This window comes from Rhodococcus sp. AQ5-07, from assembly GCF_009707305.1.
Taxonomy (GTDB): Bacteria; Actinomycetota; Actinomycetes; order Mycobacteriales; family Mycobacteriaceae; genus Rhodococcus_F; species Rhodococcus_F erythropolis.
In genome coordinates this window covers 3,673,633-3,690,763 of sequence record NZ_CP046099.1, presented here as the reverse complement: position 1 = coordinate 3,690,763, position 17,131 = coordinate 3,673,633, and the positions used below count along the sequence as shown (strand labels likewise).

Sequence of the window (17,131 nt, the reverse complement as noted above, 5' to 3'; positions counted from 1 at the left end):
ACTATCCGGTGACAGCGAGACGCAAACTCTGATGGCGCCGTACGAACATGCTGGGGACCCAACGTGGCGGGAATTCGGAATCGACTGTGACATGCGAACTGTTTTCGAGAAGTACGGCGATGGCGGTCTTTGCTTCCAGCCTGGCCAGCGCGGCCCCGACACAGAAATGTGCTCCCTTGCCGAAGGCGAAATGCGCTCGGAGATTGGCCCGGTCGAGGTTCATCGCGTGTGGCTCGGCGAACGACTCCGGGTCGCGGTTCGCCGAGCCCCACAGCAGTATGAGATGACTGCCGGCGGGTAGCGCCACTCCGCCGAGGGTTGTGTCCGCATTGACATGTCGGTGGTGTCCGCGAAAAGGCGACTCGAGTCTGAGCGTCTCCTCCAGGAATGCGCTCACGAGTAGGGGGTCCTCGCGCAGCTGCGTCTGTATCTCGGGGCGCTCGGCGAGTAGCCGTGCAGAGTTGGCGATCAGTCCGGCGGTCGATTCGCCGCCTGCACCGACGAGTTGCACCAGCATCAGCACGGCCACGTCTTCGCTGAGTTCGCCTGCGTCACAGCAACGGACGAGGTCTCCGAGTAGATCGTCGACCGGGTTTGTCCGCGCCTCACGAAACTTGCTGTAGAGGTACCCGGTGAGCTCGGCCGCCGAGGTGACGACGTCCGTAAACTGTTCCGCCGTCACGATGCCGCTGAGAAGTTTGGTGCTGTCGTAAGACCACGCCAGCAATTGGGGGACGTCGGCTGTCGGCAAGCCGATCAGTGCGGCAACCATCTGCAGTGGGAGGGTGTCCGCAATCGACGTGACCCAGTCGATGTGGCGACCGTCGAAGCCGTTGTCCCACAACTGCTGCGTGTACCCGTGCATCGTCGGCTCGAGTGCTCGTATTCGTTTGGCGACCAGTGTCGGCAGGACAAGTTTGCGATGGTGCTGATGGTTCGGTTCGTCGGCGGTCGCGAGGACATGAGCGGCTTGCCCGCCGCCGTTCATGTCGAACGTCACGGCCGATCCGTCCGGTGTTCGAACCAGTACGCCGGTGAGGTTGGAGGAGAAGTCCTCGGTACGGGAAACGGCTTCGGTGACCAGTTCCCACGTCGACACCAGATAGAAGTCGGTATCGGGTATTCGATACACGGGGTGCTCGCGCCGGAGTACGTCGTAGAGCGGGTAAGGGTCGTCGATATTCGACGGGAGGAAGGGGTTAATGTCCAGCGTCGGTGGTGTCACGAATGGAAGATTTCACGGCCGTCGAGGAGAAGTCAACAGGTGGAAAATGCCTCTGAACTGGCATTTTGAGAAAATCTCACGCACTTCAACCCCCTCGTACTTCTCCCAGGTCAGAGGCTCGCGGCCTTCCGTAGCCTTGAGATTTCTGATTGAATCTGTCTCAGAGTGAGACGAGGTGACGGAGAGTGACCGGTGCAAACGAGCGCCGCGCCGCCGACTGGTTGGCCGGCGGTAACCGCCGTGAACTCGCAACCGAGCGCATCTTCGCGGCTGCAGCAGAGCTGATTCGAGAACAGGGATTCGATCGGTTCAATGCCGACGACGTCGCTTCCCGCGCAGGCTGTTCGCGGGCGACGCTCTACCGCTACGTGGGTGGCAAGTCCGCGATCCGTGAGGGGCTGTTGTCGCGAGGTGCGGCGTCCGTGGCGAGCCAGGTTGCGGCTGCCGTCGAATCACTGCGTGGCGACCAGCGGATCGTGGAGTCGATCCTCGTCGCCGTCGACGCGATCAGAGCCGACGCCGCCATGAGCCATGGCCTTGCGGCGGCGCGGGCCAACGGTATCGACGAGTATCTCGTGTCTTCTCCGTTGCTACCGCGTACTGCACTCGAACTTGCTGGATTGGATCCCGAAGGTCAACAGTCGCAGTGGGTGGTTCGGATCGTGTTGATGCTGTTGGCGTGGCCACTGGCCGACAGGGCAGACGAACGACGGATGGTCGAGTCGTTCGTCTGCTCCTGAGCAGGGTTCCGTGTTCGTGAACAGTGCGGCGGGTCGGTCGCTGCTGCAGACGGTTCGGTTCATGCATTCGTTCCTCGGCTCGGTACCCTGAAGCCTGTCCGCTGCCGCGAAGGAGAAAGTCACGATGGTGGTACGCAGTACGTCCATGCGTTTCGACGCAACAGAACTGACGATCGAGGAACTCGCGCTTCAGGCCGAAGTGCGGGAGTACCTCGACAAGCGGCTAACCCCGGGCAGCTACCCCCTCGGACTCGGGATGTCCGGGGCTGTGGATCCGGCGTTCTCGCGAGATCTCGGTAGCCGTGGGTGGCTCGGCATGTCGCTGCCGAAGGAATACGGCGGGGGCGGACGGTCAGCAGTGGATCGATTGGTCGTCGTCGAAGAACTTCTCGCGCGGGGAGCGCCGGTCGGCTATCACTGGATCGGAGACAGACAGTCGGGTCCGAGCATCGCCGCCAACGGCACGGAAGAACAGAAGCGGTACTTCCTTCCCGGTATCGCGAGCGGTGAGTTCTCGTTCTCGATCGGGATGAGTGAACCCGACTCGGGTTCGGACCTGGCATCGGTACGCACTCGCGCCGAACGTGTCGATGGTGGCTGGAAAGTCAACGGCACCAAGATCTGGACCACCGGTGCCTTCCATGCCACACACATACTCGCTCTGCTTCGAACCTCGGCAGACAAGCACAACGGACTCACTCAGCTGATCGTCGATCGCGACAGCGAGGGCCTGACCGTCTCACCCATTCCGTTCATCGACGGAAGCGAGGACTTCTGCGAGGTGTCGTTCCAGGACGTTTTCGTGCCGGACTCGCGTCGCCTCGGAGACGTCGGAGCGGGCTGGGGACAAAACACCGGTGAACTCGCACTCGAGCGAGGTGGCGTCGACCGCTGGATGTCGCTGATGCCGGTCCTCGAGAACTGGGCAGCCAACCAGGCGGCGCAGGGCGGTCCCTCTGCCCTCGCCGATCTGGGCTCGATTACGGCGCGCTGCTGGGCTTTTCGTGGGATGTCGCTGTCCATTGCACGGATGGTCGACTCCGGTCGCTCGCCGGTCACGGAGGCCGCGCTGATCAAGGAGATGGCAACACGCTTCGAACAGGACTGTGTTGCGACCGTCGCGCGGCACCTCGGCCGGGCTCCAGACCTTGCCTCCGACGATCCGTACGAGTCGCTGCTCGCCCGGGCCGTGCTGGTGGCGCCGTCGTGGTCGATTCGCGGTGGAACCAACGAAATTCTCCGCACCGTGATCGTGAAAGGATTGAACCGATGAATTCGGGGTCAGAGATCAACGCGTACACATTCGACGCCGACCTCGAATCGATGGTAGAACAATTTTTCGCCGAGAAGTCCGGCACCGAGGTGGTAGCGCAGGCGGAGATCGACGGTCTGTCCACCGGATTATGGAGCGCGGCAGTCGAACTGGGGTTGCCGCTGGTCGGTCTTCCCGAATCCGTTGGTGGTTCCGGTGGCTCGCTCCTCGACGCCGTGACTGTCCAGCGCGCGGCGGCGAGGCACGCTGCGCCGTTGCCGCTCGCCGAGACGTACCTAGCGGGCAGGCTGGCAGCAGCGGCCGGGCTACCGGTGCCCTCCGGAATCGCAACCGTCGCGCCGGGATCGCAGCGCGACGATGTGCGTCGCACCAACGACGGTTTCCTGTCGGGCACCTTTCACGATGTGCCGTGGGGTAGCGCCGCATCAGTGCTGGCAGCAGTTCTCGGTGATCGCGTTGTACTCCTGAACATCTCCGGCGCCGAGATCGGTGGAGGGACGGATCTTGCCGGGCAACCGCGTCAGAGCCTGACGTTCGCAGAAGCGCGGATTGTCGATGGCGACAACTTGGTCGACCCGCGGATTCTCAACAGGCTCGGCGCGTTCTTGCGCTCGGTACAGATGGCAGGAGCCATGGAGTCGGTGTCGACGTTGACCCGTCGCTACGTGTCGGAGCGGGTGCAGTTCGGTAGGCCCATCGCGCAGTTCCAAGCCGTCCAGCAGCATATCGTCACTCTCGCTCAGATGGCATCGATGTCCACACTGGCCGTGGATCGCACGGCGCACGCGCTCACCCGGCGCGACGCCGACTTCGAAGTGAGCGCAACCAAATTGGTGGTTTCACAAAATGCGCTCGCGAGCGTGCGCGCCGCCCACCAGGCACACGGTGCGATCGGCATGACCCGCGAATACCGCTTGCAACAACTCACCCGACGACTGCATGCCTGGCGATCGGAGTTCGGCGACGAAATCGCGAGCGCTACGCAACTGGGAGAGGCCGTAGCTGCATCGCCGTCACTGCACCGCTTGATCACTGATCCAGAACCGACATTGCAGCTGTAATCCTGACTGTCGTAGAGGATTACGTTGCGTTGCAACGAAGATCGCGCTTCAGTATCTTGCCTGCTGCCGACAGTGGCAATGCATCGACGAATTGGAAGGTACGCGGAGATTTGTAACCGGCGATCAGCGTTTTCACGTGAGCGCGCAGTTCGTCGGCGTCGGCGTCGAAACCATGCCGAAGGACGACTACGGCATGGACACGCTCGCCCCACTGGGTATCGGGCAGGCCGATCACGGCACAGGACGCGACGGATTCATGTTGTGCCAGAGCGTTTTCGACCTCGGTGGAGTAGACGTTCTCGCCACCGGTGACGATCATGTCCTTGATGCGATCGACGATGAACAGGTAACCGCGGGCGTCCAGGTATCCGGCGTCGCCGGTATGCATCCACCCGTCGCGGAGCACTTCTGCGGTCTCTTTCGGTTTGTTCCAGTATCCGAGCATGACGTGGCTGCCGAACGTGACGATTTCGCCCACCTCGCCGGGTGGGAGTTCCGCGCCGGTCGGGTCGACGATTTTCACCTCGCAGTGCGGCAGTACTCGACCGGCGCTGCGGAGGAGGTCACCACCTTCGAGGTGATCAGCCGGGCTCAGCATGCTGATGTGCGCGGTTTCAGTCATCCCGTAGCCCTGCACAAACGAGCTGTTGGGGAACATTTGCATGACTCGTTCGAGAAGCGTCGGCGAAATGGGCGAGGCGCCGTATCTCAGGATCCTGACGCTGGACAAGTCATAGGTGGTCGAGTCTTCGTAGTCGACCAACATCTGAAGCATCGTCGGCACCAGACCCACAGTTGTCGGGCGATGGCGATCAACGGCCTCGAGGAACGTGCGTGGGCTGAAGTTCGGCATGAACACTTGGGTGCCACCCATCAGCGACTGAGCCAACCATCCGACTATCCCGGCGATGTGAAACAGAGGGTTGATCGCGAGGTTCGTTCCGTTGCTGACAGCCACGCTGCCTGCCGCGAGAGTACCAAGCGCCGAGGTCATCAGCGCTTGATGACTGATCATCACGCCCTTCGGCACTCCGGTGGTCCCGCCGGTGTAGAGGAGTAGTGCCAGCGTGTCGCCGCCGACGCGCAGATCGTCGACCGGAGTCGCCTCCGCGATCACCCGTTCATAGTCGAGCATTCCGTCGCGAACCGGGCCGCTGCCGCAGTAGACGACAGTGGTCAGGCCTGGACACGCCTCGCGAAGGGTAGATCCGACGGAAGCAAAGTTCTCGTCCACGAGCAATACCGTCGATCCTGAATCTTCCAGGGCGTACGTGATTTCCGCCGTGCTCCAGCGAGAATTGACCGGACTGGCCACTGCTCCGAACCACCAGCAGGCCAGGAGTGCCTCGTGGTAGTAGTCGGAGTTCGATGCCAAGATTGCGACTCTGTCACCGGTGCGCAGGCCCAAAGTCTGAAACCCTCCGGCGAGTCTGCTCGTCCGGTCCACCGATTCCCGGCACGTGCGCAGTCGGCCGTCGAAGATCGTCATCACCGCATCGGGTGATGCTCGCAGGGATCGGTGAACGAATTGAGTCAGCTGCATGCGATTCCTTCTGCGGGTGTGGGCCGAGTGCTCCGACTCGGATCAGTTCCAGCCATGATGCTATTTGCCTGATAATTTCCTTCACTCACCGCCTGAGACCGCGCCTCACCCTCGATGCCGTCTAGGACGTTCGTCCAGTTGCCTCTTCCGATTCCGTCCTGCGACGGCGTGATTTCTGCGAGAGTGTCGAACATGCGTGGAATTCTGGTAGCCGGTGTGAGTGCATTCACGGCCATCGTCTCGGTCGTCTCGGCTCCCACGGCCGGTGCCGAGGCGACTGCGGACCGAGCTCGCTCGTTCTCCGAGACCACGTCCGTCGGCGTCCACAACTCCTACGAGAAGGCGACGTTTCCGTACTTCGCCGACGCTTTGGACTCCGGGGCCTCGCTGCTCGAATTGGATCTGTGGACCGACGGCGGTAGTCCGGACTGGCGTGTCTCGCACATGAATCCGGTGGCGAGCGACAGCAACTGCGTCGGTGCGCAGGACGCATCCGGGTTGCGAAGTGGTCAGCGAGATCAGGGACTGCGCGGATGCCTGGCAGACATGCGGGCGTGGCACGAAGCCGACCCCGAGCATCCTCCGGTGATGATCAAGTTGGAACTCAAGGACGGTTTCACCACCGGCTACGGACGCGGACCTGCCGATCTCGACGCCTTGATCCTCGGGACTCTCGGGGACGCGGTCTTCACTCCATCCGATCTGATGGGTGAGTCCTACTCGACCCCGGATGACGCCGTCACCGACCGTGGATGGCCGAGCATGTCCGAGATGAGCGGCAAATTTCTGTTCGAGCTGATTCCGGGAACGATCGAGGAGGGAAACCCGCTCGACACGGAGTGGACCGACCGGCAGTACGCGACACACTTGCGAGATCTGTCCGCTGCCGGACTCGTCCAACTCGGCGCCGCCTTTCCCGCTGTTCACCGGGCGTCACCGGGAGACCCACGAATCGACCGTTACGCCGACCCGGGCATCCGCCCGTGGTTCGTGATCTTCGACGGCGACGCCCTCGATTACACCTCGGGCGTTGTGGATCCGCAGTGGTACCACGATCGTGGCTACCTGCTCGTCATGACCGACGCGCACAAGGTCGCTCCACAGATCGACGGTGCGCATGCCACCGAAGCCGAGGCGAGCGAGCGTCTCGACCGGTTGGCGGGTGATCACGCAAGTTACATCACCGCGGACTGGTCGAGGTTGCCGAACGTACTGTCCACCGTGGTGCCGCGTCGGTGATCTAGAGGGCGGCAATTCTCAGGAACTGGGTGCAGGATGGGTTCATGCGCACTGTCACGTGGAATCCCGAAGTCTACGGCCGCTATTCGGGTGAGCGGTCACGCCCGTTCGTGGACCTGGTGTCACGGGTGGCGACCGAAGACCCGACGCGGGTAGCCGACCTCGGTTGCGGATCAGGTAGCTTGACCGCGATGCTGGGGGAACGATGGCCGGACGCCTCGGTATCCGGTTTCGATTCGTCTCCCGAAATGGTGGCGCAGGCCCCGACAGACCTACCGGGAAACGTCACCGTCGAGTTGGGGGACATCATGTCCTTCGATGCCACGGGTTACGACGTGGTCGTCAGTAACGCTGCATTGCAGTGGGTTCCGAGCCACCGTGAGCTGATCGACCAGTGGGCGGACACCCTGGCATCCGGGTCGTGGCTGGCGTGGCAGGTTCCGGGAAACTTCGATGCACCGTCACATGCGCTCATGCGAAGCCTCGCGGAGTCCGCGGAATGGAGCGAGCGACTGGGCGGCGTCCTACGCGGCCCGGAAGGCGTCGACAGTCCGGTTGCGTACGCGCAGCGTCTGCAGGAGCACGGATTCGACGTCGACGCCTGGGAAACGACGTACGTACACGTGCTGGCCGGTGCCGATCCGGTGCTCGGATGGGTTCGGGGGACTGGACTTCGGCCGGTGCTGGACGTTCTCGGCGAGGCCGACGCTCCGGAGTTCGAGCGCCAGTATTCGGATCTGCTGCGGGAGGCGTATCCCGCAACAGCCGCCGGAACGCTGTTTCCGTTCCGGCGGGTGTTCTGCGTGGGACGCAAGCGGTAACTACTCGGCTGTGCTGCGGTCCGCCGATCACTCAGCGGTGACAAAACCTTCCGAGACCAGCCAGTCGCGAGCCACGTCCGCCGGCTCCTTGCCGTCGACGTCGACCTGCCGGTTGAGCTCGGTCATCACCTCGTTGGTCAGTTTCTCCGAGATCGGCGCCATGACTTCGGCAACCTCCGGATGTGCTTCCGCGAAGTCCTTTTTCATGACCAACGCCGGATTGTATTTCGGGAAGAACTGCAGATCGTCTTCGAGCAGAACGAGATCGAGTGCGATGATGCGACCGTCGGTGGTGAACACCTCGCCGAACTTGCACTGATCGCTGTCGGCTGTCGCCTGGTAGATGATGCCGGTCTGCAGGATCTGGCGCTGGGCACGCGAGGCGTCGAAACCGTATTTCGCTGCCAGGCCGGGGTATCCGTCCTGGCGGACGTTGAACTCGGTCTCGACGCACGTCACCGCGGCGCCGGGATCGGATTCGACCAACTTCGCGTAGTCGGAAACCGTCTTGACGCCGGTCTTCTCAGCGGTCTCCTTGCTCATCGCCAATGCATACGTATTGTTCATCGGCGCCGGATCGGTCCACACCATGTCGTTCACAGCAAGGTCCGCATCACGGACGGCCTCGAACTGCGCCTGCGAATCGGGAAGCGGAGTCTCGTTGCCGAGGTAGTTGATCCAGCCGGTCCCGGTGTACTCGTACGCAAGGTCGATCTGCCCGTTCAACTGTGCGTCACGGGTGCTGTTCGAGCCCTGGATGTTCGTGAGATCTCGAACATCTGCGCCCGCAGCGGCCATCGCGAATTCGATGACGTATCCGAGCACGATCTGCTCGGTGAAGTCCTTGGAGCCGACGGTCATCTTCACACCCTCGAGCTCGGGAACCGGCTCGATGCTGCCGGGGCCGACAGCCAGGGGCAGTGCGCCACCGGACTCGAGGCCACACGAAGCGACAAGTGTGAGGCCGATCGTGGCAACCGCGACTTTCCAGCCCCACGTTCTGGTGATCGAAGTCTTGGTCATCGTAATCCCTTGGGCCCGAGATAAGTTTCGGCGAGCGCGCCGAGCCAGTCGATCAGCAAGGCCAACGACACCGCCAGTACGGCACCGACCACGAGGGTGACGTTGTCGCGGAGCTTGTATCCGGTGTCGATCAGAATGCCGAGTCCGCCGGCACTGACCAGGAAGCACAGCGTCGCGGTGCCGACTGCCAGAACGAGCGAAGTGCGCAGTCCTGCAAGGATGTACGGGACGGCCATCGGGAATTCGAGTTGACGCAGGACCGTGAGCGAAGACATTCCCTGCCCGCGCCCGGCATCGATCAAGGTCTTGTCCACTTGCTGGTAGCCGAGGATGGTGTTGCGCAGCACCGGGAGCAGCGAATAGAACGCGATGGGAAACACGCCTATCCAGAAGCCCGTCGTTCTTGTTGCGAGATAGAACAGCACGAGCAGGCCGATGGCCGGCGCTGCGGCTCCGATGTTGGCTATTCCCACGAAGAACGGTGCCAATCGGGTGAATTTCGGCCTGGTCAGCAGGGTTCCGAGTGGAACCGCGATGGCGACGACGATGATGACCACGGCGGCCGTGATCAGTACGTGCTGCCAGGTCAGTGTGACGATGTTGTCGAGATTGATGCTCGCTTTCTGCGTCGCGTTGAGATCTCGGCTGAATGCCCAGATCAACACGCCCGCAACCAGGATCAGGACGATGACCGGTTGCACATACAGTCGCATCCGTTCCGCACGGCGCGTGGCGGCGTTCTCGGCCGCACCCAGATCGGGGGCGTCCGGTTCCATCTCAGGCGCGGAGACGCGCTCCTCTGTCGTGGCAGTCATGTTCAACCCTCGACGTTCTCGGTGTCTGGCTCTTCGTCGTGGTCGTGCGCATGCTCCTCGCGCATCTCGGAGAGATGGCTGACCAGTGTGTCGATGGTGATGAGACCGACATACTCGCCGCGCCGTCCGGTGACCACAGTGGACGCATTGCTTTCGGCGAGAAGAGCCTCCAAGGCATCCTGCAGGGTGGACTGGATGGACACGGCTTCGCCGATCTCGTTACCGACACCTCGAAGCGTCGACGCATGGGCGAGGTGGCCGGGCGAGACCCAGCGAAGCGGCCGTCCACGCTGATCGAGAATCAGGGCCCACTTCCACTTACGCGCTGCGAGTGCGGTTCTCAAATCATCGACCGAATCGGTTTCGCGGGCGGTGAGGCACTGCTTGAGTTTGATCTGGCGCACGCGTGTCAGGGTCAGCTGCTTGAGCGAGGCGTCCGCCCCGACAAATCCCGCGACCATGTCGTTTGCGGGATTGGCGAGAATCGCCTCCGGAGTGTCGTACTGCATGATGCTGGACTGATTGCCCAGCACGGCAATACGGTCACCGAGTTTGACTGCCTCGTTGAAATCGTGGGTGACGAAGACGATGGTCTTACCCAACTCCGACTGCAGACGCATCAGTTCGTCCTGCAGCAGGCCGCGGGTGATCGGGTCGACGGCACCGAAAGGCTCGTCCATCAACAAGACAGGGGGATCTGCAGCCAGCGCCCGCGCCACGCCCACACGCTGTTGCTGGCCACCGGACAACTGGCGAGGGTAGCGGTCGCGATAGGTATCGGGATCGAGGCCGACGAGGTCGAGCATCTCGTCGGTGCGAGCTGCGATACGTTTCTTGTCCCAACCGATGAGGCCGGGCACCGTCGCGACGTTCTTCGCAATGGTGAAGTGCGGGAACAATCCTGCCTGCTGAATCGAGTAGCCGATGCCGCGGCGGAGCTTGTCCGGGTCGATGGACAGCGCGTCCTTGCCGTCGATGGTGATCTTGCCCGAGGTGGGTTCGATCAGACGGTTGATCATGCGCATCGTCGTCGTCTTGCCGCAACCCGAAGGTCCGACGAAGACCACGATCTCACCGGCCGGAACAGTCAGTGAAACATTGTCCACCGCTGCAGCTTTCTGGCCCGGGTAACGCTTGGTCACGGATTCGAGAACGATCTCGACCCCGGATACCTTCTGATCTGCAGATACGTCAGACGGAATGGTTTCAGTCATTGCAGCCCCTTCGAAGTAGTGAGACGACCGATGACGACGTAGATTCCGTCGAGAATCAGAGCCAGAATGACGATCAGTACGGTGCCGACCAGCGCTTGAGGAACAGCGTTCGGGCTACCGACACGCGAGAGTCCGGAGAAGATCAGGTTTCCCAGACCAGGACCCTTGGCGTACGCCGCGATGGCGAGGATGCCCATGAGCATCTGTGTGCTGACCCGCATGCCGGTGAGGATCGACGGCCACGCGATCGGCAGCTCGATTCGACTCAGAACATGCATGCGATTCATTCCGACACCGCGGGCTGCGTCCGTGATCGCCGGGTTGACCGCATCCAGACCGATGATCGTGTTCCGAATGATCGGGAGCAGGGCATACAAGATCAACGCGGTGATCGTGGGAGCGACGCCGAGACCGAGAATCGGAATGAGCAGTCCGAGGAGAGCGAATGAAGGAACCGTCAGGATCGTGCTGGCCAACGCCGTAGCGATGGAGGATCCCGCCGGGCTCCGGTAGACGAGAATGCCGATGATCACGGCGGCAATCGTCGCGATGATCACGGACTGGATAACTGCTGAAACATGTAGGTACGAGTCGGTCATCAATTGTTGTCGTCGTGCAACGACAAAATCCCATAGGGCGCCCATATTTCCGAACCCACTTTCTTCGGACTTCTGCTCGCTCGAACGTCTTCCCTCGACACCGACCGGCGCACAAGGGCTTTCCCCGCAGCCTCCGTAGGCCGAGGGGTTTCCCTCGACTGTCGTCCAAAAACTGAGATACTGCAACTAATTCCGATTGCAGCGTGTCGGATGTTGTTCTGGACGTGAGATTTTGCGGGACGCGGGTACGTACCCACTGCGTGCGGAGTTGAAACGTGCTGGAGACAGCAAACGCTCGAGACAGCAATGCGGGAGGGCTCCGGAGAACCCTCCCGCATTGTGGGAACTGTACGAGTCGGCCTCAGGCCCAGCTGAGCGCATCCTCATTGGACAGCCGCGGCAGACGGTCGAACCACGGGTTCTCGCCGGGATGGCCGATGTTGACCACCAGGGTGGTCTTGAAGCGTCCGTCCGCGAAGAACTCGCCGTCGATGCCGTCGGCGTCGAAGCCGGCCATCGGGCCGGCGACCAGGCCCTGCGCCCGAATCGCGAGGATCACGTAACCAGCCTGCAGTGCGGCGTTGAACTTGCTGCTCGATGTGGCGGCAGCGTCGTCGGACTCGAAGTAGTCCTTCATCTCCGGACGGATGGGGAACAGTGCCGGAATATGCTCGTAGAACTTGGTGTCAACGGCAAGAACCGCGACAGCAGGCGCCGATGCGGTCTTGGCCTTGTTGCCGTCGGACATGTGCTCGACGAGGCGCGCTTTGCCCTCCTCCGTACGCACGAACAGCACGCGCAGTGGATTGGTGTTGGCCGCGGTCGGTGCCCACTTCGCGAGCTCCCAGATCGCAGTCAGTTCGTCGTCGGTGACCGGTTCGTTGGAGAAGGAGTTTGCCGTGCGGGCTGCTGTGAAGAGCAGTTCACGGCCGGCTGCGTCGAGCTGCTGTGCGGTAAATGGGGTGGCTGCGTCGAGTGACATCGGTGGTTCCGTTTCCGTTGTAGCTCATCCGAGCGTTACCCGGTAAAGCTAGTTGCTAGTAAAAAGAAAGTACTTGGATACGGTAGCACCAGTCGTAGGGTTCAGCGCTGGGGAGTGACGAGTCAGACCGTCTGGGTGGCGAGAATCCTCACCGCCAGATCCTCGATCGCGCACTGTCGTGATTCGAGTCGGACGCGCGTGAGGTCGTTGATCATGCTGATGGTTGCCAACACCGTCGCCCGTGCATCCGCGGTTTCGTTACCGAGCAGGTGTACCCACTCGTCGATGTACTCGCGTTGTGCAATGTGCGTCGAGGCCTGCGCTTCTTCGGGCAAGTTCGCTGTTTCTTCGATGAGAATGGCAATCGCGCTGTCAGGTGAGATCACCGAATTGGTGTACGAATGTACGACGCGGGCAATCGCGTCTTCCCGTGAGTCTGCGTTCCTCAAAGCCTGGACCAGGCCGAGCCGGAGTGTTTCGTTCCCGCGGGCCAGAATTGCTTGCAGCACTTCGGCTTTACTTCCGAAATGGGTGTAGATGCTCGAACTCGGAACACCGGCGGCGCTGCCGATGTCGTCCATTGTCACGGATCGGTAGCCGCGTTGATCGAACAGCGTGATTGCGGCGCCCATCAAACTTTCGCGACGCGAAGTGTGGCTGAAGTTCGAAGTCGGCTGCGGCTGTGCCGCCGGCTCCTCGGGAAGGACCGGAGCGGTACGAACGACATCGAACAACCTGGCTAACAGAGCCTCGAAGCGCTTTCGAGGAAGCGTCGTGCGGTGTCGAGCGGGGCTGAACGCGATACTGGTGAGTGCCCACCCCAGAACGACGGAATCGGGAACCGACAGGTCGGGACGCTCGTGTCGAAGGGCGACTGCGACCCGGCTCGTGACTTCCCGAACTCCGGCACGCGCCTCCGTTCTGCGCTCAGGGGTCAGGTTACGGGCCTCCTGATCGAAGAGAAGACTACGGAAGTTGTTGTCGAGTCCGTAACGAACCAGTGCCGTGAAGACCACCTTGGAATCGGTTCGATCGACCTCGTCGAGGATCGCGAGGATCGAAGACGAGCCGTCGAGCATCGCCTGCGCGAGGAGTTCCTGCTTGTTCGGGAAGTGGCGGTACAGCGCGCCTGCGGTGATGCCCACCGCAGACGCGATGCCTTCCATGCTGACGTTGTGGTACCCCGAGCGGCCGAACTGTTCACGAGCCACGGTGATGATCTGCGCCTTGCGGTTGCGTGGGCGCAGCGTCTTCTTCGGGGTCGTTTTCGGCGTGGCCGGCCGGTCCGGCGAGGCCGCAGGTGTGCCGTCCGATGTATCGATCGTCATGGGGCCCTCGAGGTCGGTGGCGTGGTCAGGTGATGGTGCTGGTTGCAAAGTCGGAGAACTGCCTGCGGAGTTCTCTCTTGAGTATCTTGCCAGCCGGGGACACGGGCATTTGCTCGACGATGGTGATACTTCGCGGAGACTTGTAGCCGGCAATCAGCGTCTTCGAGTGTGCGCGGACTTCTTCGCACGTCAGAGACACCCCGGGACGCACGACCAGGACCGCGTGGACTCGTTCGCCGTACTGATCGTCGGGTACGCCGATCACAGCGCAACTGATCACGTCCGGATGTGTGGCCAGAGCGTTTTCGACCTCCGTCGAATAGACGTTCTCGCCACCCGAGATGATCATGTCCTTGAGCCGATCCACGACGAAGAGATACCCGGCTTCGTCCATGTAGCCTCCGTCGCCGGTGTACAGCCAACCGTCGCGCAATGCCGATCGTGTTTCTTCCGGCCGATTCCAGTAGCCGCACATGATGTTGCCGCCGCGGGCGATGATTTCGCCGACCTCACCGCGAGGAAGCTCGTTGCCGTTCTCGTCGACCACCTGAATCTCGACGTGTCCCATCGGCCGACCGGCAGATTTCAGGCGGGTCGCGTCGACGTGATCTTCTGCGCTCAGGCTGGTGAGTCCGGGTCCGGCCTCGGTCATGCCGTACCCCTGCATGAAGGCTGCCTGCGGAAAAGCCTGTTGCGCTTGCCGAAGCAAGGTTTCGGAGATCGGGGAAGCACCGTACTGCACGGCCAGGATGCTGGACAGGTCCCGGTTCGTCCGGTCCGGATGACGAATCAGCATTTGAATCATCGTGGGTACCAACAGCATCGACGTAACTTTGTGCTGCTCGATCAAGCGCAGTGCGGTGGCCGGTTCGAAACTTGGCTGAATCACCAACGTCGCCCCGACAGTGTTACGACCGATCCAATTTGCCAGCGACGCAAGATGAAACATCGGGGCGGTGATCAGAGCCAGGCCGTCGGTACCAGGCGTTCGATTACTGGCCACTGCGCCGAGGCTCGACGTCACGAGGTTGGCGTGGGTGAGCATGACCCCCTTGGGGTGACCGCTGGTTCCGCCGGTATAGAAGATTCCGGCCAAGTGGTCGCCGCCGAGTCGCAGGTCCGGTTTGGGTTCGCTCGAGGCGATCAGATTCTCGTAGTCGAGAGCGCCGGCCGGCGTCGGCAGTTCGCCGGCATGTATCACTACGGCGAGCTGTGGGAACAACACCCGTACCTCGTCGAGTAGCGGCAGAAAGGTGTCGTCGACGACCAGCACTCGTGTATCGGAATCGTCCAGCGCAAAAGCGATCTCGGCAGCGCTCCATCTGGTGTTGAGCGGATTGACAGCGCCTCCCATCCACCAGGTGGCAAAAAAGTACTCGTGATAGCGATCGGAGTTGAGCGACAGTATCGCGACGCGATCGCCTACCTGCACACCGAGGTCACGGAAAGCGCCCGCAAGACGGGTTACTCTCCCGCCGACCTCGGCGCAGGTGCGGATACGGTCCCCACACACGGTCATGGGCTGGTCAGGGCGTTGCTGCATTGATCGTTGCAGAGACTGAGTCAAGTACATGGGGACCGCTCCTTTCTGGAAACGTGAGGTTAGCGACTGCCGCCGTCGCACACCAGGCACTGGCCGCTGACGTAGTCGGTTTCGGGCAGGCACAGTGCGAACACCGCGCCGGCCGCTTCGTCCGGACGTCCGGCGCGGCCAAATGGGATGGTCCGCTCGGCTGCCGCCAGGAGTTGCGGGTTCACTCCGACCTTGATCTCGCGACCCTCGACGTCGATGGTGGAGTTGCCGTCGGCCGACGCCTCTGTCAGGCGGGTGTTGATCAGACCGTACGCAACGGCGTTCACGTTGACCTTGTAACGACCCCACTCACGCGCGAGGGTTTTGCTCAAGCCGATGATGCCGGCCTTGGCGGCTGCGTAGTTGGACTGACCGGCATTGCCGACCACTCCGGCGTTGGACGAGATGTTGACGACCTTGCGGTGGTAGTCGGTGGGATTGGCCTTGATGTAGGGCTGAGCGGCGCGCAGGATCTGGAACGGTGCCTTCAGATGCAGATCGAGAATCGTGTCCCACTGCTCGTCGGTCATCTTCTGGATGACGTTGTCCCAGGTGAACCCGGCATTGTTGACGATGATGTCGAGGCCGCCGAAGGTATCGATTGCGGTGTTGACGAATCGATCCGCAAAACCTTCTTCGGTGACCGAACCGACGCACGCCACTGCCTTGCCACCGGCCGCGATGATCTCCTCGACCGTCTCCTTGGCCGGGCCCGGATCAAGATCGTTGACTACGACGCTCGCGCCTTCCGCGGCGAACTTCATGGCGATGGCGCGGCCGATACCGCGGCCGGATCCGGTGACGAGTGCTGTCCTGTTGTCGAGCTTGCCCATGTCGGGGTTCCTTTCGGTAGAGAGAGTTTTCAAGCGGCTACGACGGCGTCGCCGCGCAGGGTGACGGTGCCGTCGGAGAGAGTGACGGCAATATCGAGATGGGCCAGGCCGTCCTCGACCTTGGTGACGGTCCCGGTGCACGTCGGCTTGGCGTGCAGCGGTGTGATGGAGGCAAAGCGAACACTGTAGGTGCGGATGCGTTCCTGCGGAACGTAATTGGTCAGCAATCGACCGAGGTAGGCCATCGAGAGCATGCCGTGTGCGAACACGTCGTCCATTCCGCCGGAGCGAGCGACGTCGAGATCGATGTGCATCGGGTTGTGGTCACCCGAAGCGCCGGCGTAGAGCGCGAGAGTGGTGCGACTGATCTCGGGCAATTCCAGGGAGGGAAGAACGTCTCCTGTTTTCATTTCTGCGCCTTAGGGTTTCGAACGACCAGGGTGTTGGTGAGGCGGGCGATCAACTCGCCGTCGCGGGTGACCTCGGCGGTCCGGACAAGGAAGTCCAAGGCGCCGTTCTTCTTCGAGTACACGTCCGTGACCTTGCCGTTGTAGGCAAGTGTGTCGCCGGCATAGGCGAGTGCGTGATATTCGAAGGACTGCTCGCCGTGCAGGACGTACCTCATGTCGATTTTCAGCGATCGGACCAGGGCAAACGGGTCCGGTTTTTCCATGTCGAGGCAAAACAGGAATGTCGGCGGTACCACCAGGTCACGATGCCCCGCAGCCTTGGCGGCCTCGACGTCTCCGTAGATCGGGTTGGTCTCACCGATGGCCTGGGCGAAGAAGCGCAGGCGTCCGCGCTCGACCAGTGCCTCGTGGCCCGGGATGATCGTTCCGACGACGGACGGATCGAGCGCCAT

17 protein-coding genes are annotated in these 17,131 nt (G+C 62.0%); 5 read left to right on the top strand and 12 right to left on the bottom strand.

The features are described from left to right. Nucleotide 1 precedes the first annotated feature (1 nt). Complete coding sequence (locus GJB56_RS17050; RefSeq protein WP_113682511.1) at nt 2-1,225, bottom strand: cytochrome P450; 1,224 nt, start codon at nt 1,223-1,225, stop codon at nt 2-4. A gap of 185 nt (nt 1,226-1,410) precedes the next feature. Here GJB56_RS17050 and GJB56_RS17045 point away from each other — a divergent pair, with 185 nt between their 5' ends. The 3 genes from GJB56_RS17045 to GJB56_RS17035 all read left to right on the top strand — a co-directional run bounded on the left by GJB56_RS17045 (nt 1,411) and on the right by GJB56_RS17035 (nt 4,299). Then, the gene (locus GJB56_RS17045; protein ID WP_113682510.1) at nt 1,411-1,965 is read left to right on the top strand and encodes a TetR/AcrR family transcriptional regulator; all 555 of its coding nucleotides are present in this window, start codon (nt 1,411-1,413) and stop codon (nt 1,963-1,965) included. Between the two features lie 124 nt (nt 1,966-2,089). Then, the gene (locus GJB56_RS17040) at nt 2,090-3,238 is read left to right on the top strand and encodes an acyl-CoA dehydrogenase family protein (RefSeq protein ID WP_225989617.1); all 1,149 of its coding nucleotides are present in this window, start codon (nt 2,090-2,092) and stop codon (nt 3,236-3,238) included. After that, nucleotides 3,235-4,299: an acyl-CoA dehydrogenase gene (locus GJB56_RS17035; RefSeq protein WP_113682509.1), complete on the top strand. Its 1,065-nt coding sequence runs from the start codon at nt 3,235-3,237 to the stop codon at nt 4,297-4,299. Before GJB56_RS17040 ends, GJB56_RS17035 begins: the two co-directional genes overlap by 4 nt. 19 nt (nt 4,300-4,318) lie before the next feature. Here the strand turns inward: GJB56_RS17035 and GJB56_RS17030 are convergent, their stop codons facing one another. Then, nucleotides 4,319-5,842 carry an acyl-CoA synthetase gene (locus GJB56_RS17030; RefSeq protein ID WP_113682508.1) on the bottom strand — a complete coding sequence of 508 codons (1,524 nt, stop codon included), beginning with the start codon at nt 5,840-5,842 and terminating at the stop codon, nt 4,319-4,321. Nucleotides 5,843-6,034: 192 nt separating this feature from the next. Between GJB56_RS17030 and GJB56_RS17025 the strand changes: the two genes are divergently transcribed. Together GJB56_RS17025 and GJB56_RS17020 are read left to right on the top strand one after the other, a co-directional pair. After that, complete coding sequence (locus tag GJB56_RS17025) at nt 6,035-7,081, top strand: phosphatidylinositol-specific phospholipase C domain-containing protein (protein ID WP_230090999.1); 1,047 nt, start codon at nt 6,035-6,037, stop codon at nt 7,079-7,081. A gap of 44 nt (nt 7,082-7,125) precedes the next feature. After that, nucleotides 7,126-7,902, top strand: a complete 777-nt coding sequence (locus tag GJB56_RS17020) for a trans-aconitate 2-methyltransferase (protein ID WP_020908998.1) — start codon at nt 7,126-7,128, stop codon at nt 7,900-7,902. A gap of 27 nt (nt 7,903-7,929) precedes the next feature. On the opposite strand, the gene GJB56_RS17015 is transcribed toward GJB56_RS17020, so the two are convergent. The 10 genes from GJB56_RS17015 to GJB56_RS16970 form a co-directional block, all read right to left on the bottom strand. Continuing rightward, the gene (locus GJB56_RS17015) at nt 7,930-8,925 is read right to left on the bottom strand and encodes a glycine betaine ABC transporter substrate-binding protein (protein ID WP_113682506.1); all 996 of its coding nucleotides are present in this window, start codon (nt 8,923-8,925) and stop codon (nt 7,930-7,932) included. After that, nucleotides 8,922-9,740 carry an ABC transporter permease gene (locus GJB56_RS17010; protein ID WP_003939758.1) on the bottom strand — a complete coding sequence of 273 codons (819 nt, stop codon included), beginning with the start codon at nt 9,738-9,740 and terminating at the stop codon, nt 8,922-8,924. The genes GJB56_RS17015 and GJB56_RS17010 overlap by 4 nt, the downstream gene beginning before the upstream one ends. Before the next feature lie 2 nt (nt 9,741-9,742). After that, nucleotides 9,743-10,954 (bottom strand): ATP-binding cassette domain-containing protein, encoded by a 1,212-nt coding sequence (locus tag GJB56_RS17005; RefSeq protein WP_020908997.1) that lies wholly within the window; start codon nt 10,952-10,954, stop codon nt 9,743-9,745. Beyond that, a complete protein-coding gene (locus GJB56_RS17000) occupies nt 10,951-11,598 on the bottom strand; it encodes an ABC transporter permease (protein ID WP_019745160.1) in 648 nt (215 codons plus the stop codon). The genes GJB56_RS17005 and GJB56_RS17000 overlap by 4 nt, the downstream gene beginning before the upstream one ends. A 316-nt stretch (nt 11,599-11,914) precedes the next feature. After that, a complete protein-coding gene (locus GJB56_RS16995) occupies nt 11,915-12,535 on the bottom strand; it encodes a malonic semialdehyde reductase (RefSeq protein ID WP_020908996.1) in 621 nt (206 codons plus the stop codon). Nucleotides 12,536-12,657: 122 nt separating this feature from the next. After that, a complete protein-coding gene (locus GJB56_RS16990) occupies nt 12,658-13,863 on the bottom strand; it encodes a TetR/AcrR family transcriptional regulator (protein WP_020970677.1) in 1,206 nt (401 codons plus the stop codon). A 25-nt stretch (nt 13,864-13,888) separates the two neighbouring features. Continuing rightward, nucleotides 13,889-15,436, bottom strand: coding sequence for an acyl-CoA synthetase (locus GJB56_RS16985; RefSeq protein WP_113682505.1), 1,548 nt, complete (start codon nt 15,434-15,436; stop codon nt 13,889-13,891). 29 nt (nt 15,437-15,465) lie between these two features. Continuing rightward, entirely contained in the window at nt 15,466-16,269 is an 804-nt protein-coding gene (locus GJB56_RS16980; protein ID WP_113682504.1) for an SDR family NAD(P)-dependent oxidoreductase, read from the bottom strand. 29 nt (nt 16,270-16,298) lie between these two features. Then, a complete protein-coding gene (locus GJB56_RS16975) occupies nt 16,299-16,679 on the bottom strand; it encodes a MaoC/PaaZ C-terminal domain-containing protein (RefSeq protein ID WP_020908992.1) in 381 nt (126 codons plus the stop codon). Next, complete coding sequence (locus GJB56_RS16970; protein WP_020970674.1) at nt 16,676-17,131, bottom strand: MaoC family dehydratase N-terminal domain-containing protein; 456 nt, start codon at nt 17,129-17,131, stop codon at nt 16,676-16,678. The genes GJB56_RS16975 and GJB56_RS16970 overlap by 4 nt, the downstream gene beginning before the upstream one ends.

Excerpts from the sequence above, each read along its gene's own strand:
- GJB56_RS17025 (WP_230090999.1), top strand. The coding sequence starts at position 6,035 with ATGCGTGGAATTCTGGTAGCCGGTGTGAGTGCATTCACGGCCATCGTC.
- GJB56_RS17035 (WP_113682509.1), top strand. The coding sequence starts at position 3,235 with ATGAATTCGGGGTCAGAGATCAACGCGTACACATTCGACGCCGACCTC.
- GJB56_RS16995 (WP_020908996.1), bottom strand. The coding sequence starts at position 12,535 with ATGTCACTCGACGCAGCCACCCCATTTACCGCACAGCAGCTCGACGCA.
- GJB56_RS17020 (WP_020908998.1), top strand. The coding sequence starts at position 7,126 with ATGCGCACTGTCACGTGGAATCCCGAAGTCTACGGCCGCTATTCGGGT.
- GJB56_RS17000 (WP_019745160.1), bottom strand. The coding sequence starts at position 11,598 with ATGGGCGCCCTATGGGATTTTGTCGTTGCACGACGACAACAATTGATG.
- GJB56_RS17015 (WP_113682506.1), bottom strand. The coding sequence starts at position 8,925 with ATGACCAAGACTTCGATCACCAGAACGTGGGGCTGGAAAGTCGCGGTT.
- GJB56_RS16980 (WP_113682504.1), bottom strand. The coding sequence starts at position 16,269 with ATGGGCAAGCTCGACAACAGGACAGCACTCGTCACCGGATCCGGCCGC.
- GJB56_RS17030 (WP_113682508.1), bottom strand. The coding sequence starts at position 5,842 with ATGCAGCTGACTCAATTCGTTCACCGATCCCTGCGAGCATCACCCGAT.
- GJB56_RS16975 (WP_020908992.1), bottom strand. The coding sequence starts at position 16,679 with ATGAAAACAGGAGACGTTCTTCCCTCCCTGGAATTGCCCGAGATCAGT.
- GJB56_RS17040 (WP_225989617.1), top strand. The coding sequence starts at position 2,090 with ATGGTGGTACGCAGTACGTCCATGCGTTTCGACGCAACAGAACTGACG.
- GJB56_RS16990 (WP_020970677.1), bottom strand. The coding sequence starts at position 13,863 with ATGACGATCGATACATCGGACGGCACACCTGCGGCCTCGCCGGACCGG.
- GJB56_RS17005 (WP_020908997.1), bottom strand. The coding sequence starts at position 10,954 with ATGACTGAAACCATTCCGTCTGACGTATCTGCAGATCAGAAGGTATCC.
- GJB56_RS16985 (WP_113682505.1), bottom strand. The coding sequence starts at position 15,436 with ATGTACTTGACTCAGTCTCTGCAACGATCAATGCAGCAACGCCCTGAC.
- GJB56_RS17010 (WP_003939758.1), bottom strand. The coding sequence starts at position 9,740 with ATGACTGCCACGACAGAGGAGCGCGTCTCCGCGCCTGAGATGGAACCG.
- GJB56_RS16970 (WP_020970674.1), bottom strand. The coding sequence starts at position 17,131 with ATGGCGCTCGATCCGTCCGTCGTCGGAACGATCATCCCGGGCCACGAG.